Genomic DNA, 13,753 nt, shown 5'->3' with positions numbered 1-13,753 from the left:
AGGCTATGCCGTTTGCGGAGCGCATCTTCTCGCTGAAGACCAGGCACGCGGAGCTCGAAAGCGAGCTGAAGGCCGAAGCCCGCCGACCGCAGCCCGATGCGGCCAGCGTCGCCAGGATCAAGCGGGAGAAGCTCCGGCTGAAGGACGAGATCGAGCGTCTCGCCCATCGCGGGCAGGCCGCCGGGCCGCACTGAGCGGCCGTCCCCGGACGCGGCCGAACCGGCTGAGCGGCCGAACCGGGACGGCCTAACCGGCGCCCCGGGCCGCGGACGTCACTCCGCGTTCTCGCCGACCTCCTCGGAGCTGTCCTCGGATGGCCGCGCCGGCATGCGCGACCGGGGCACGCTGGACAGGGCCTCGTCGAGCTCGCGCTGCGTGCACAGGCCGAGCTGGACCGGATGGCGCGGCTTGATGTTCTGCGCGTTCCAATGCGTCTTGTCGCGCACGGCCTGGATGGTCGGCTTGGTCGTCCCGATCAGGCGGCAGACCTGGGCGTCGGAAAGCTCGGGATGGGTCTTCAGCAGCCAGGCGATGGCGTCGGGCTTGTCGCCGCGCTTGGTGACGGGCGTGTAGCGCGGCCCCTTGGAGCGCGGCACCGGCTGCGGCAGGTCCTGGAGGAGGAGGCGCAGGCGCGCGGCCGGGTCCTGCTCGCAGCGCTCGATCTCCTCCTTCGTGAGCTGGCCGTTGGCGACCGGGTCGAGGCCGACCATGCCGACCGCGACCTCGCCATCGGCGATGGCCTGAACCTCGAGCTTGTGCAGCCCGCAGAAGGCGGCGATCTGGTCGAAGCTCAGCGCGGTGTTCTCGACCAGCCACACGGCGGTCGCCTTCGGCATCAATGGCAGTGGCATCGGTCCTCCAACGAACGATAGTTTCCCAGTGCGCGGCGCGCCGGAGCGCGCCCGCCGCAATCGATCCCGACTTCGGCTGTGCGATTCCCCCAAATATATGGGATCACCGACGTATATCGACGATTCTTTGGTCAGAGGCCAGAGGAGAGGACGATTTTCCCGATGTGCCCGCTCGATTCCATCAGCGCGTGCGCCTTCGCCGCGTCGGCGAGCGGGAAGGTCGAATGGACCACCGGGCCGAGCTTTCCCGATTCGAACAGCGGCCAGACCTTCTCGCGCAGCGCCGCCGCGATCGCGCCCTTCTGCTCGACCGAACGCGGCCTGAGCGTCGAGCCGGTCAGCGTCAGGCGCTTGGTCATCAGCGGATAGAGGTTCAGCGTCACCTTGGGGCCGCCGAGGAACGCGATGCTGACGTGCCGGCCCTCGACCGCCATGCAGTCGATGTCGCGCTGGACGTAGTCGCCGCCGACCATGTCGAGCACGACGTCGACGCCCCTGCCCCCGGTCAGCTCCTTCACGACCGCGCCGTAGTCCTCGGTCCGGTAGTCGATCGCGCGCTCGGCGCCGAGCGCCTCGCAGGCGCGGCATTTCTCGGCCGTGCCCGCGGTCGCGAACACGCGCGCGCCGAAGGCGACCGCGAGCTGGATCGCCGTGGTCCCGATGCCGCTCGACCCGCCATGGACCAGGAGGCTTTCGCCCGCGGCGAGGCGGCCGCGCTCGAAGACGTTGGTCCAGACCGTGAAGTAGGTCTCCGGCACGGCGGCGGCGCGCACCATGTCGAAGCCGGCCGGCACCGGCAGGACCTGCGGGACCGGTGCTACGCAGTACTCGGCATAGCCGCCGCCCGCGACCAGCGCGCAGACGCGGTCCCCGAGCGAGACCGAGCCGACGCCCTCGCCCAGCGCCACGACGGTGCCCGCGACCTCGAGGCCCGGCAGGTCGGACGAGCCCGGGGGCGGATCGTACCGCCCCTCGCGCTGCATCACGTCGGGCCGGTTCACGCCCGCGGCCGCGACCCGGATCAGCACCTCGCCCGGGCCCGGCCGGGGCACGGGCCGCGTCGCGGGCCGCAGCACCTCGGGGCCGCCGGGCCGGGCGATCTCGACCGCGGTCATGGTCTCGGGCAGGGTTTCGATTTGCGGTCCGGTCATGCGCGCGCCTCCTTCACGCAAGTTTCTTGCCTTGCACACATAGCCGGAGAGGGGTTCACTTACAAGCCAGCCACCGAGCCGGAGGACCATGCGATGAGCTTCTTCGACGACCCGGAACCCCGCACCCAGAAGCCGAAGCCGAAGGACCTGAGCGGCATGTCGATCGCCGAACTCGGTGATTACGTCGCGGCGCTGAGGGCGGAAATCACGCGGGCCGAGGAGGCGGTCGCCGCGAAGCGCCGCGCAGCCGAGGGGGCGCAGTCGGTCTTCAAGAGCTGAGCGGTGGAGTAAAGCCGTTCTCCGTTACTGGGAGGCCGGCGTCCCTCACCCTTCCCATGCTTCGCATGGGCCCCTTCCCTCTCCCGGAGGGAGAGGGAATATCCGATCGGGTGAGCTTCATGCGCCCAAGGCGCGGGCGATGATGGCGTCGAAGTCGGTGTCGGGGGGCAGCGTGCCGAAGCAGCGGCCCCAGTCGCCGCCCAGGCGCGAGGCGCAGAAGGCGTCGGCGACCGCGGTCGGCGCGTGGCGGACCAGCAGGGACGCCTGGAGCGCCAGGGCCAGGTGCTCGACCAGCAGGCGCGCCCGCACCTCCAGCCCGGCGCGGTCGGCGAGCAGGTCCTTCAGCCGGTGGACCCAGCGGTCCAGCCGGGCATCGGCGCCGCGGGCCGCGTCCAGCTCGTCGAACAGGGCGGCCGTGGCCTCCGGCTCGCGGTCCATGGTCCGCAGGACGTCGAGGCAGATCACGTTGCCCGACCCCTCCCAGATGCCGTTGAGGGGCGCTTCGCGGTAGAGCCTCGGCAGGGGCGACTCCTCGACGTAGCCGGCCCCGCCGTGGCATTCCAGCGCCTCGCAGACGAAGGCCGGGCACCGCTTGTTGAGCCAGTACTTCGCCACGGCCACCGCCAGGCGCGAGAAGGGGGGCGCCTCCCCTTCCCGGCCGAAGGCGCGCGCGACGCGCAGCGACAGCGCGGTCGCGGCTTCCGATTCGATCGCGAGGTCGGCCAGGACGCTGCGCATCAACGGCTGGCGGACCAGGAGCCGGCCGAAGCCGGTACGGTGGCTGGTGTGGTGGAGTGCCTGGGCCAGCGCCATGCGCATCAGCCCGGCGGCGGCGAAGGTGGTACCGAGACGCGTCTCGTGGACCATCTCGATGATGGTGGGGACGCCGCGCCCCTCCTCGCCGACCATCACGGCCCAGGTGTCGTTGTACTCGATCTCCGCCGAGGCGTTGGAGCGGTTGCCGAGCTTGTCCTTCAGGCGCTGGATGAGGAAGGGGTTGCGGCTGCCGTCCGGCTGCCAGCGCGGCACGAGGAAGCAGGACAGGCCGCCGTCGGCCTGGGCGAGCGTCAGGAACGCGTCCGACATCGGCGCGGAGCAGAACCATTTGTGCCCGGTCAGCAGGTATTCCCGCCCGGCGCCGGCGCCGTCGATCGGCCAGGCGCGGGTCGCGTTGGCGCGCAGGTCCGAACCGCCCTGCTTCTCGGTCATCGCCATGCCGAAGGTCGCGCCGGCCTTCTCCTCGGCCGGGACCGCGCGGGGATCGTAGCGGTCCGAGAGCACGCGCGGCAGCCAGGCCTCCAGCTCCGGCTGGCGGCGCAGCACCGGCACCACGGCATGGGTCATCACGACCGGGCACAGGACGCCGGCCTCCGCCTGCGCCAGGAGATAGCCCTTCGCGGCATGGGCGACGTGCCCGCCCGGCCGCCCCGCGGTCCAGGCGACGGAATGGATGCCGTGGCCGACCGCCAGCGACATCAGCTCGTGATAGGCTGGATGGAAGCGCACCTCGTCGACGCGGCGGCCGAAGCGGTCGAAGGCGCGCAGCTCCGGCGGGCAGCGGTTCGCGAGGTCGCCCAGCTCGAGCACCCGCTCGCCGCCGGCCTCCTCGCCGAGCGATGCCAGGTCGTGCTCCGCCCAGCCCGCCCCTTCCCTGTGGACCGCCTCGCGCAGCGCGAGGTCGGTCAGGTACAGGTTGCGCCCGGCGAAGTCCGGGGGCTGGTTGGCCACCTCGTGCGTGGCGAGTTCCACCATGGGGTCGCGGCTGGGCATCGCGGGCTCCCTTCAGGAACGGTCGGCGTCTCCCCGATCCGGTCCCACCAGCATGCCGTGGCGCTTCACGGCATGGAAGAACTTCGACGCGAGCTGGCGGTACAGCAGCAGGCCCACGACCCAGGCCGTGGCCGCCATGAACGCCCAGGGCTGGATGAACCAGGTGAGCGCCGCCAGCGCGAAGTAGTAGGAGCGCAGCCCGCCGTTGAAGGCGCCGATCGACGCCGAGATGGCGTCCGAGAGGGTGCCGGCGACGGCGCGGCGCGTCGCCTCGTCCAGCGGCCCGAGCGGGGCGCTGCCGAGCAGCGCGCAGGTATAGTTGTACTGCCTGAGCGCCCAGGTGAACTTGAAGAACGCGTAGGCGAGGATCGCGACCAGCAGCAGGAGCTTCAGCTCGAAGAACGCCTTCGAGGTCCGCGCCGTGAAGCCCAGATGCATCACGACCTCGTAGGCGGCGTCCACCGCGCCCAGGACGCCGACGATGCCGGCGACGACCAGCATCGTCGTCGAGGCGAAGAAGGTGACGCTGCCGATCGTGTGGCCGAGGAGCTGGCCGTCCATGATGCGGTTGTCGCGGTCGAGGAACCGCTCCATCCAGACCCGGCGCACCAGGGCCATCTGACGGTTCATCACCGGCAGGCGGGACAGGAACCGGTCCATCACGACGTTGTAGGTCCCCCACAGCGCGACGAACCAGACGAAGGCGACGGCGTCGAGGAGGGTCGCGTCGGCGGGGAGCCAGGCGGTCACGGGGCCGGGTCCCGACGGCGCAGCCGCTCCAGGACGAACACGCGGATCGCGCTGGACAGGTTGCCCGTCCGCGCCTCGTCGATGCGCTCCACCATCGCGTTGACCGAGACCCCTTCCCCGGCCGCGACCTCCCTCAGCCCCTCCCAGAACGCCTCCTCCAGCGAGATGCTGGTCTGGTGGCCGGAGACGGTCACCGAGCGCTTGCGGACGGAAGCATTAGAGGGGGCGGGGGCGGGCACGGGCGGTCCGGAACGGGCGTTCAGCGCGGGCCGATCATGTCGCGGGGGCGGACCCACTGGTCGAACTGCTCGCCCGTCAGCAGGCCGAGCGCCACGCCCGCCTCCTTCAGGGTCGTGCCCTCGGCATGGGCCTTCTTCGCGATCTTCGCCGCGGCGTCGTAGCCGATATGGGGGTTGAGGGCGGTCACCAGCATCAGCGATTCCTCCAGGAAACGGGCGATGCGGTCCTCGTTGGCCTCGATGCCGACGACGGCGTTGTCGGCGAAGCTGCGGCAGGCGTCCGCCAGGAGGCGCACCGACTGCAGGAACGCGTTGATGATGACGGGCTTGAAGACGTTCAGCTCCAGATGGCCGGACGCGCCGGCGACCGTGATCGTGGTCTGGTTGCCCAGCACCTGGGCGCAGACCATGGTCATGGCCTCGGACTGGGTCGGGTTGACCTTGCCGGGCATGATCGAGGAGCCGGGCTCGTTCTCGGGCAGCGAGATCTCGCCGATGCCGCAGCGCGGGCCCGAGCCGAGCAGGCGGAGGTCGTTCGCGATCTTCATCAAGGAGGCGGCGACGGTCGCGAGCTGCCCATGCGCCTCGACCAGCGCGTCGTGGGCGGCGAGCGCTTCGAACTTGTTCTCCGCGGTCACGAAGGGCAGGCCCGTCACGTGCTCGGCCTGGCGCGCGAACTCCTCGGCGAAGCCCTTGCGCGCGTTGAGGCCGGTGCCGACCGCCGTTCCGCCCTGTGCTAGCTGCAGGAGGCGGGGCAGCGCCGACTGCACCCGCTGGACCGCGTAGCGGAGCTGGGTCGCGTAGCCGGAGAACTCCTGGCCGAGCGTGAGCGGTGTCGCGTCCTGGAGATGCGTGCGGCCGATCTTCACGATCCCGGCGAACTGGCCGGCCTTCGCCTGCATCGCGGCGTGCAGGTGCTCCAGCGAGGGGACCAGCTCGTGGTGGATCTGCTCGACCGCGGCGATGTGCATGGCGGTGGGGAAGCTGTCGTTCGACGACTGCCCCATGTTGACGTGGTCGTTGGGATGGACCGGCGTCTTGCTGCCCAGCTCGCCGCCGAGGATCTCGATCGCGCGGTTCGCGATCACCTCGTTGGCGTTCATGTTGGTCTGGGTGCCGGAGCCGGTCTGCCAGACCACGAGCGGGAAATGGTCGATCAGGGTGCCGTCGACGACCTCCTCGGCCGCATCGACGATCGCCTGGCCCAGGCGGGGGTCGAGCGCGCCGAGCGCCATGTTGGCCAGGGCGGACGCCTTCTTCTGGATGCCGAGCGCGCGCACGAGGGGTGCGGGCATGCGCTCGGTCCCGATCTTGAAGTTCCGCAGCGAGCGCTGGGTCTGGGCGCCCCAGTAGCGGTCGGCCGGTACGTCGATGGGCCCGAAGGAATCCGTCTCGGTGCGAACGGCGTTGGCGGTCATGGGCGTGATCCCCCGGAAGGAACGGTCCGAACCGCGTTGTACCACAGCACGGCGGGGGAACAAGGCATCCGTGGGCGCATTCCGGGACCGCCGACGGGGGGAACACCTCCTCTCCCGCACACGCGGGAGAGGAGGTGTCCGTGTCAGCGCGGGTTGGCGTTGGAGAAGGGCTTGCCGCGGGTGGTCTCGGTGCGCATGCGGTTGTGGCCGTACTCGTCGCGTCCCGAGACGAGCACCGTGCCGAAATTGTCGAGCGAGAAGCTGCCGCCCAGCTCGGTGACGACGTTGCTCTCCTTCATCGCCTCGTAGACCGTGACCGAGGTCGGGACGTAGCGCGCGGCGAAGCCGAGGCGCATCTCCTTCGACTTGCCGAGATGGGGCAGCGAGGCGTGCATCAGCGTCGACCAGAAGATGATGAACTGGCCCGCCCGGCACGGCACCGACACCGCCTTGGACTCGTCCGGCTCCCAGTTCGGGTCGACCTGGATCTCCCGCCAGTCGTACCCGAAGAAGCCGCGGAGCACGCCGTTCACCTCCTTCTGGTTGACCCGGCTGGGGTCGTAGTGCATGCCCTTGCTCTCGTCGTAGTACATGGTGCGCTGCGTGCCGGGGATGAACTGCATGCAGGCGGTCTCCTCGGTGGCGTCGGTCATCGCCATCCAGATCGTGAGCGCGCCGCCGAAATCCGATCCGTCGGGCCAGACGATGTGGGGCACGCCGTCGCCGCCGCCGAAGGTGTCGGCCTGGTGCCAGTCCGTCCCCTCATCGCCGGGGTATTTCGGGAAGAACTCCGAGCGCCAGCAGATCACGTCGGGGCCGAGGATGCTGGACATCCTGTGCACGATCTCCGGCCGGCAGACGACGTCGGCCAGGAAGCCGTTGTCGAGATGGCGGTCGTAGTCGTAGACGCCGGTGCCCGGCTTGGCGTCGGGATAGGGCACCTTGCTGCGGTCGAAGAGCTGCAGGCGCTCGCGCTTCCAGTTGGCCTTCATCTCCTCGGGCTCGAAGAGCGTGAACGGGCCGAGGAAACCCCGGGTGTGGAAATCGGCCAACTCGTCCCTGGTCAGGAAGAACGAGCCCGGGGATACCTGCTGTGCCTGAATCGTCATTGCACCCTCTTCTGTTTTCCCTGGTTTCAGGAGACCGCCTCCGGCCGGCCGGTGGACGCCGCGTCACGAATACAGAATTGAAATCCGCGCGGTGCCGCGGCGCGAACATCGGTTCAGGGATCGTTCCGCGGCTTGATGGCTAACTTTCAACATTGATGCAGACCTTGCCGACGTGCGTCAAGGCTGTTATCAAACACGAGCAACAGAATGTCGCGTCGTAACGTGTTTATATCCCTAAAGCCCGTATAAAGTTTCCAATTCGGAGCCGTGGGGCGGGACCGTTTCGCGCATGACATGGACGGCCCCGCTCCGGGAGACGACGCGCCGATGACTGGCGGACTGCTCACCAACCCGCTGATGCTGTTCATCGCCCAGGCCGTCGCGATCATCGGGGCGTCGCAGGCGATCGGCCTGCTCACCCGCAGGATCGGCCAGCCGATGGTGATCGCGGAGGTGGTCGCCGGCATCATGCTGGGGCCGTCGCTGCTCGGCGCCGCGTTCCCCGAGGCGCAGGCCGCGCTGTTCCCTTCCGAATCGATGCCGCTGCTGCACCTGTTCAGCCAGATCGGGCTGATCTTCTTCATGTTCCTGATCGGCCTCGAACTCGACCCCGACCTGCTGCGCGGACGGCGCCGGAGCTCCGCCCTGATCAGCGGCTCCAGCATCGTCGTCCCGTTCGCGCTGGGCGCGCTGCTGGCCCTGTACCTGTATCCGCGCCTGTCCGACGGCCGCGTCGGCGAGGGCTCGTTCATGCTGTTCATGGGCGTGGCGATGAGCATCACCGCGTTCCCGGTGCTCGCCCGCATCCTGACCGAGCGCGGGATGCTGCGCTCGAAGATCGGATCCATCACGATCGCCTGCGCCGCCGTCGGCGACGTCGCCGCCTGGTGCATCCTGGCCTTCGTGGTCTCGTTCGTGCGGGTTTCCGGCGTGGCGGACGCGGCCTGGACGACGCTGTTCGCGGGCGTCTTCATCGGCGTGATGGTGCTGGTGGTCAGGCCGGTGCTGGCCCGGCTCGGCCGGCACGCCGCCAGCCATGGCGGGCCGACCCGCGGCGTCGTCGCCTCGGTCTTCCTGCTGGTGCTCGCCTCGGCCTGGACGACGGAGCTGATCGGCATCCACGCGCTGTTCGGGGCCTTCCTGCTCGGCGCCGTCATGCCGCGGGACGGCGGCTGGCCCGAAGCGCTGATCGGCAGGATCGAGGACATGGCGGTGGTGTTCCTGCTGCCGCTGTTCTTCGCCCATAGCGGCCTGCACACGCAGTTCGGGCTGCTCGGCTCGCTCCATGACTGGATCACGTGCGCGCTGATCGTCGCCGTCGCCTGCGCGGCGAAGTTCGGCGCCACGGCCGCCGCGGCCCGCCTCACCGGCCTCACCTGGCGCGAATCCTCGGCCGTCGGCATCCTCATGAACACCCGCGGCCTGATCGAACTGATCGTCCTCAACCTCGGGCTCGACCTCGGCATCATCTCGCCGCTGCTGTTCACGATGATGGTGATCATGGTCCTGGTCACGACCTTCATGACCACGCCGCTGCTCGGCTGGGCCTACCCGCCGAGCGAGGTGGAGAAGGAACGGCGGCGGACGGCCCTCGGCAGGCCCGCGCTCGTCGGCGGCGGCGGCGGGGTCCAGCGCCCGGCTAATCCAGGGCGCGAAACCTCGCGGTCGGCGGAGGCGGCCGCCTCCGATCGATGAAGTGGGACAGGGCGCGGCGCAGGTAGCGGTACTGCAGGTCGTGGATGTCGTGGCCGGCGCCGAGGAGCATGAACCCGGCATGCGGGCGGCCCGCCCGGCCGAGGGTGTCCAGGGTGTTGCGGTTGCTGACGATGTTGTCGTGGCTGCCGAGCACCAGCATCAGCGGGACGGCCAGGGCCGAGAGCCGCTCCAGGGTCGGGTGGGTCTCGTCGCTCGCGACCCGCCGCGCCACGTTGGCCAGCGAGTCCGCCGTCAGGAGGGGCCGGAGCAGGGCCTCGATGTTCCGGCGGTTCGGCAGCCGGAAGATCTCCTCGGCCTTCTTCACGTCGTCGCGCGGGACGCGGCTCCAGTCCATCGGGCTCGCCGTCTCGGCCAGCTTCCTGGTGAACACCGCAGCCATCCGCGGGTCCTTGCGCACGAGGTCCAGGATCATCTGCAGGTCGCGCGCGTAGGGGGTCGGCGCGGCCGGGATGCCGGCGATCCCCTTGAGCATGGGCGTGACCAGCGTCAGCGACGCGGCGCGGCCCGCGAGCAGGCCCACCAGCTCCACCGACAGCCGCGCGCCGTTGCACCATCCGAGCACGTGGACGCCGTCCAGGCCCTCGCCCTCGACGATGGCGGCGATCTCCCCCGCCTCGCGCTGGAGGGTGACGTCGTGCTGGATCCCGCCCGCGAACAGGTCGCCGTGCGGGCGCACCGGCACGATCAGCGCGTAGTCGTGGTCCTCGTCCGCCAGCAGGCCGTGCCAGGTCCCGATCGGCAGCCCGGTCGCGTTGACCAGGATGACCGGGATCGTGCCCGTCCTCCTGACGTAGTAGGCGCCGCCGCCCGGGGCCGTTCGGCGCTCGTACCGGGTCTCCAGCAGGTCGGCGACGGTCTCGGGTGCCCGGGGCGCCGGGCCGGAACCGGGGCCGCCCTGCGCGGCCAGATAGGCGTCGACGAGGACGGCCCCGACCCAGTCCGCGAAGAAGGAGCCCTCCCCCGCGGCCGTGTCGCAGCGCCCGCGCACATGCGCGATGCCCTCGGCGAGGACGGCGGCGGCGGTGCCCGGGTCGACGCCGCAGCGCGACAGCGCCTTCCCGTTCCTGAGGAGGAAGCCGTCGGGCTCGGGCAGCAGGACCGGGAAGCGCTTCAGGTAGTCCGCATCGCGGCTCGGGATCTCGGACAGGCCGTCCTCGACGCCGGCGAGGAATGCCGCCGCGTCCGTTCTCGAAAAGACCGCGTCCACCAGTTCGCCCTCCGAGACGCCCGCAGATGCCGCGAAGCGGCGGGATGCCGGAACGGGTCCCGGCGCCCCGCCGCGGGGAGCGCGGGTCAGCCGGCCAGGCCGACGCCGCGCGGCGCCGGGAACGGCCGGCCCTGCGCCATGGTCGTGGCGACCTTGTTGTGGGGGTTGTGGTTCTCCCCCGACACGACCACGACGCCGTACTGGTCGAGGTCGGCCGTGCCGCCGAACTCGCTGAGCGAGGTGCGGTCGGGATAGACCTTGACCGTCGTCGGCACGTACCGGGCCGCGAAGCCGAGGCGCATGTTGCTGGTCGTCCCGCTGTGCGGATGGGACGCGTGCAGCAGCGTGGACCAGAAGATGATGAACTGGCCGGGGCGCATCACCATCGAGACGGCCTTGCTCTCGTCCGGGCGCCAGTCGGGATCGACCTGGAGCTGCCGGTAGTCGTAGCCGAAGAAGCCGCGCCGCGTGCCGCCCTTGTCCATCTGGTTGATGCGGGAGGCGTCGTATTCCATCTTCTTCGACTCGTCGTAGTAGATGGTGCGGTGGGTCCCGGGGATCACCTGCATGCAGCCGTTCTCGATCGTGGACTCGGTGAAGGCCGTCCACACGGTGATGGTCCCGCGCCCGCCCGAGCCCTCGGGCCACTCGATCTGCGGCTTCTTCGCGCTGTCGACGTTGGCGAAGGTGCCGGCCTGGTGCCAGTCGGTCCCCTCGTCGCCGGGATATTTGGGGAAGAACTCCGTCCGCCAGCACAGGACGTCGGGGCCCAGGATGCTGACGAGGCGGTCGACGATCTCCGGCCGGCCGATGTGGTCGGCCAGGAACGGCACGTCGAAATGCCGGTCGTAGTTCGACAGGTTCGTGACGCCGGAGATCGCGCCGTCGCTCTTGTAGATGGCCTTGCGGGCGTCCAGGAGCTGCAGGCGCAGCCCCTTGAAGGCCCGCTCCATCTCTTCCGGCTCGTAGAGCGTGAAGGGGCCCGCGTAGCCTCGCTCGTGGAAGCCCTGCAATTCCTCCGGGCTCAACGCGAACTGTCCAACCGATTGTGCAAGCTGCATCGACTGTTCTCCCGGGGCAGCGGGTTGCGTGTGAGGGAAGCGGACGGGACGGGTCAGGCGCTGGCCGAGGAAAGCTCTTCCAGGGCGCTGCGCGCCAGCGCGTCGATCGTGGCGCCGTTCACGACGATGCCGGTCGGCAGGTCGGTGCCGAAGCGCTCGGACATCTTGGCGACGACCGTGACGAGCGAGAGGGAGGTCCCGCCGATCTCGAAGAAGTCGTCCTCGAGCCCGATCCGGTCCGGAGCCTCGTCGCCCAGGACGTCCTTCCAGATATCGTGGACGGCATCCTGCGCTTCGGTCAGGCTCATCGCGGTCCCGCCGGCGGCGGTCTTAGCCATGTACGCGTTCATAAGCGTTCTCCTTCGTTGCAGCGTTTGAAAGCTCTCGCCTGAGCGAGTTCACCAGGACCGCGACGGTCGCCGCCGCCGGGTCCGGGACGCCGTCCAGGCGGACCGCGTACCGGTCGCGGATTTTCGCGGCGATTTCCGCCAGCTCCGCGGCACCGCCGCCGGCCTCGGCGACGCCGGCGCCGATCCGGCCGCCGGCGCCCGGGCCCAGCACCTCGGCCCAGATCGCCGCGACCTCCCGCTCGAGGGGTGTGCGCGGCGTGTCGGCGGTGCTCGACGACAGGGGCTTCCACTGCGGGGCCGGCAGCCGGTCGCGGTCGACCTTGCCGTTGGTGGTCAGCGGGATCGCGTCGAGGCAGACGAAGGTCGCTGGGACCATGTAGGCCGGCAGGGCCTTGCGGAGCGCATCGCGCAGCGCGGCCGACCCGGGCAGCTCGCCGCTCGGCCCGACGACGTAGGCGACGAGGCGCTTGTCGCCCCGCCTGTCGTCGATCCCGACGACGACGGCCTGGGCGACCGCCGGCCCGCAGCACGTCAGGAGGGCGGCCTCGATCTCCGCCGGCTCGACCCGGTAGCCGCGGATCTTGAGCTGCCGGTCGGCGCGTCCCAGGAAATAGATGTTGGCGTCCTCGCCGAGGCGGACCAGGTCGCCGGTCCGGTATACCCGCCGGGCCTCGCCGCCCTGGACGATGCTGACGAATTTCCGGGCGGTCAGTTCCGGCGCCCCGATATAGCCGCGCGACACGCCCTCGCCGCCGATATGCAGCTCCCCGACCTCGCCGGGCGGGACCGGGCGCAGCGCCTCGTCCAGGATGTAGGCCTGGGTGTTGGCGATCGGCCGCCCGATCGGCAGCGACGGGCCGCCCAAGCTCTCGCGGGTGACCCTGAAGCAGACGCTGAACGTCGTGCATTCCGTCGGGCCGTAGCCGTTGATGACCTGGCAGCCGGGGTTGAGGTCCATGGCCTTCCTGACATGGCTGACCGAGAGCACGTCGCCGCCGACGAGGAGCTGGCGGACCGGGGCGAACATCGCCGCGGAGGTCTCGACGACCTGGTTGAACAGCCCGGCCGAAAGCCAGAGAACCGAGACGCCGTGCCGGGCGATGATCGCCTCGATGCGGCCGACGTCGACCAGGGGGCGGTCGTACAGGACGAGCTTGCCGCCGTTCAGCAGGGCGCCCCAGATCTCGAAGGTGGAGGCGTCGAAGGCGATGGACGAAAGCTGGAGGAAGACGTCGGCCGGCGAGAGATCGACGTAGTTGGTGTTGAGCACGAGCCGCGACACGTTGGCGTGCTCGACGCCGACCCCCTTGGGGTTGCCGGTCGTGCCCGAGGTGAACATCACATAGGCGAGGTCGGAGGGCCGCCGGCCCGGCACGCGCGCCGCGGCCGGCGCCCCGGCGACGGCGTCGCGCTCCCCGTCCAGGTCCATCAGCGCGCGGCCCGAGGCCGCGAAGGCGGAAAGCTGCCCGGCCCGGCCCAGGATCAGCCGGCAGTCCACGTGGTCGGCCATGTAGAGCAGGCGGTCGACGGGATAGTCCATGTCCAGGGGAAGATAGGCGCCGCCCGCCTTCAGGATCGCCAGGAACGCGACCATCATCTCGGGCGAGCGCTCGATGCAGACGCCGATCACGCCGCCGGCGCCGCCCCGGGCGAGGATGTGGGCCGCGAGGCGGCTGCTCCTCTCGTCCAGCTCGCCGTAGGTGACCTCCTCGTCGCCGTAGGCGAGCGCCACCGCGGCCGGGTCGCGCGCGGCATGGGCGGCGAAGATCTCGTCGAGGCACTTGTCCCGGGGATACGCGCTCCACGTGTCGTTGATCGCATCGGCCAGCGGGATGTCGTCTCGCATGGTGCC

General features: G+C 70.3%; 14 protein-coding genes. 3 read left to right on the top strand and 11 right to left on the bottom strand.

Annotated features, from left to right (window positions below):
- Window positions 1-5 precede the first annotated feature (5 nt).
- Window positions 6-194 (top strand): YdcH family protein, encoded by a 189-nt coding sequence (locus VGO20_RS09585; protein ID WP_327502103.1) that lies wholly within the window; start codon window positions 6-8, stop codon window positions 192-194.
- Window positions 195-272: 78 nt separating this feature from the next.
- Here VGO20_RS09585 and VGO20_RS09580 read toward each other — a convergent pair whose 3' ends face one another.
- Together VGO20_RS09580 and VGO20_RS09575 are read right to left on the bottom strand one after the other, a co-directional pair.
- Window positions 273-851 carry a DUF1013 domain-containing protein gene (locus VGO20_RS09580; protein ID WP_327502102.1) on the bottom strand — a complete coding sequence of 193 codons (579 nt, stop codon included), beginning with the start codon at window positions 849-851 and terminating at the stop codon, window positions 273-275.
- A 131-nt stretch (window positions 852-982) separates the two neighbouring features.
- The gene (locus tag VGO20_RS09575) at window positions 983-2,002 is read right to left on the bottom strand and encodes an NAD(P)H-quinone oxidoreductase (RefSeq protein WP_327502101.1); all 1,020 of its coding nucleotides are present in this window, start codon (window positions 2,000-2,002) and stop codon (window positions 983-985) included.
- Window positions 2,003-2,095: 93 nt separating this feature from the next.
- Between VGO20_RS09575 and VGO20_RS09570 the strand changes: the two genes are divergently transcribed.
- Window positions 2,096-2,281 carry a DUF1192 domain-containing protein gene (locus VGO20_RS09570; protein WP_327502100.1) on the top strand — a complete coding sequence of 62 codons (186 nt, stop codon included), beginning with the start codon at window positions 2,096-2,098 and terminating at the stop codon, window positions 2,279-2,281.
- A 117-nt stretch (window positions 2,282-2,398) separates the two neighbouring features.
- Here the strand turns inward: VGO20_RS09570 and VGO20_RS09565 are convergent, their stop codons facing one another.
- The 5 genes from VGO20_RS09565 to VGO20_RS09545 all read right to left on the bottom strand — a co-directional run bounded on the left by VGO20_RS09565 (window position 2,399) and on the right by VGO20_RS09545 (window position 7,567).
- Entirely contained in the window at window positions 2,399-4,051 is a 1,653-nt protein-coding gene (locus VGO20_RS09565) for an isovaleryl-CoA dehydrogenase (protein WP_327502099.1), read from the bottom strand.
- Window positions 4,052-4,063: 12 nt separating this feature from the next.
- Window positions 4,064-4,801, bottom strand: coding sequence for a DUF599 domain-containing protein (locus VGO20_RS09560; RefSeq protein WP_327502098.1), 738 nt, complete (start codon window positions 4,799-4,801; stop codon window positions 4,064-4,066).
- Window positions 4,798-4,995 (bottom strand): ribbon-helix-helix domain-containing protein, encoded by a 198-nt coding sequence (locus VGO20_RS09555; protein ID WP_327502097.1) that lies wholly within the window; start codon window positions 4,993-4,995, stop codon window positions 4,798-4,800. Before VGO20_RS09555 ends, VGO20_RS09560 begins: the two co-directional genes overlap by 4 nt.
- Window positions 4,996-5,060: 65 nt before the next feature.
- Window positions 5,061-6,458 (bottom strand): class II fumarate hydratase, encoded by a 1,398-nt coding sequence (fumC, locus tag VGO20_RS09550; protein ID WP_327502096.1) that lies wholly within the window; start codon window positions 6,456-6,458, stop codon window positions 5,061-5,063.
- A 143-nt stretch (window positions 6,459-6,601) separates the two neighbouring features.
- Entirely contained in the window at window positions 6,602-7,567 is a 966-nt protein-coding gene (locus tag VGO20_RS09545; protein WP_327502095.1) for a chlorinating enzyme, read from the bottom strand.
- Between the two features lie 327 nt (window positions 7,568-7,894).
- Between VGO20_RS09545 and VGO20_RS09540 the strand changes: the two genes are divergently transcribed.
- The gene (locus VGO20_RS09540; protein ID WP_327502094.1) at window positions 7,895-9,262 is read left to right on the top strand and encodes a cation:proton antiporter; all 1,368 of its coding nucleotides are present in this window, start codon (window positions 7,895-7,897) and stop codon (window positions 9,260-9,262) included.
- Here the strand turns inward: VGO20_RS09540 and VGO20_RS09535 are convergent.
- From VGO20_RS09535 to VGO20_RS09520, 4 genes are all read right to left on the bottom strand, one after another.
- Complete coding sequence (locus VGO20_RS09535) at window positions 9,207-10,490, bottom strand: alpha/beta hydrolase (protein WP_327502093.1); 1,284 nt, start codon at window positions 10,488-10,490, stop codon at window positions 9,207-9,209. The genes VGO20_RS09540 and VGO20_RS09535 overlap by 56 nt on opposite strands.
- Before the next feature lie 86 nt (window positions 10,491-10,576).
- Window positions 10,577-11,551 carry a chlorinating enzyme gene (locus VGO20_RS09530; protein WP_327502092.1) on the bottom strand — a complete coding sequence of 325 codons (975 nt, stop codon included), beginning with the start codon at window positions 11,549-11,551 and terminating at the stop codon, window positions 10,577-10,579.
- 53 nt (window positions 11,552-11,604) lie between these two features.
- The gene (locus VGO20_RS09525; protein WP_327502091.1) at window positions 11,605-11,889 is read right to left on the bottom strand and encodes a phosphopantetheine-binding protein; all 285 of its coding nucleotides are present in this window, start codon (window positions 11,887-11,889) and stop codon (window positions 11,605-11,607) included.
- The gene (locus tag VGO20_RS09520; protein ID WP_327502090.1) at window positions 11,882-13,747 is read right to left on the bottom strand and encodes an amino acid adenylation domain-containing protein; all 1,866 of its coding nucleotides are present in this window, start codon (window positions 13,745-13,747) and stop codon (window positions 11,882-11,884) included. Before VGO20_RS09520 ends, VGO20_RS09525 begins: the two co-directional genes overlap by 8 nt.
- Window positions 13,748-13,753: the final 6 nt, after the last annotated feature.

The organism is Arenibaculum sp. (genome assembly GCF_035998295.1).
Classification (GTDB): domain Bacteria; phylum Pseudomonadota; class Alphaproteobacteria; order Azospirillales; family Azospirillaceae; genus DASYHS01.
This window is presented reverse-complemented; position numbering and strand designations above follow the sequence as displayed.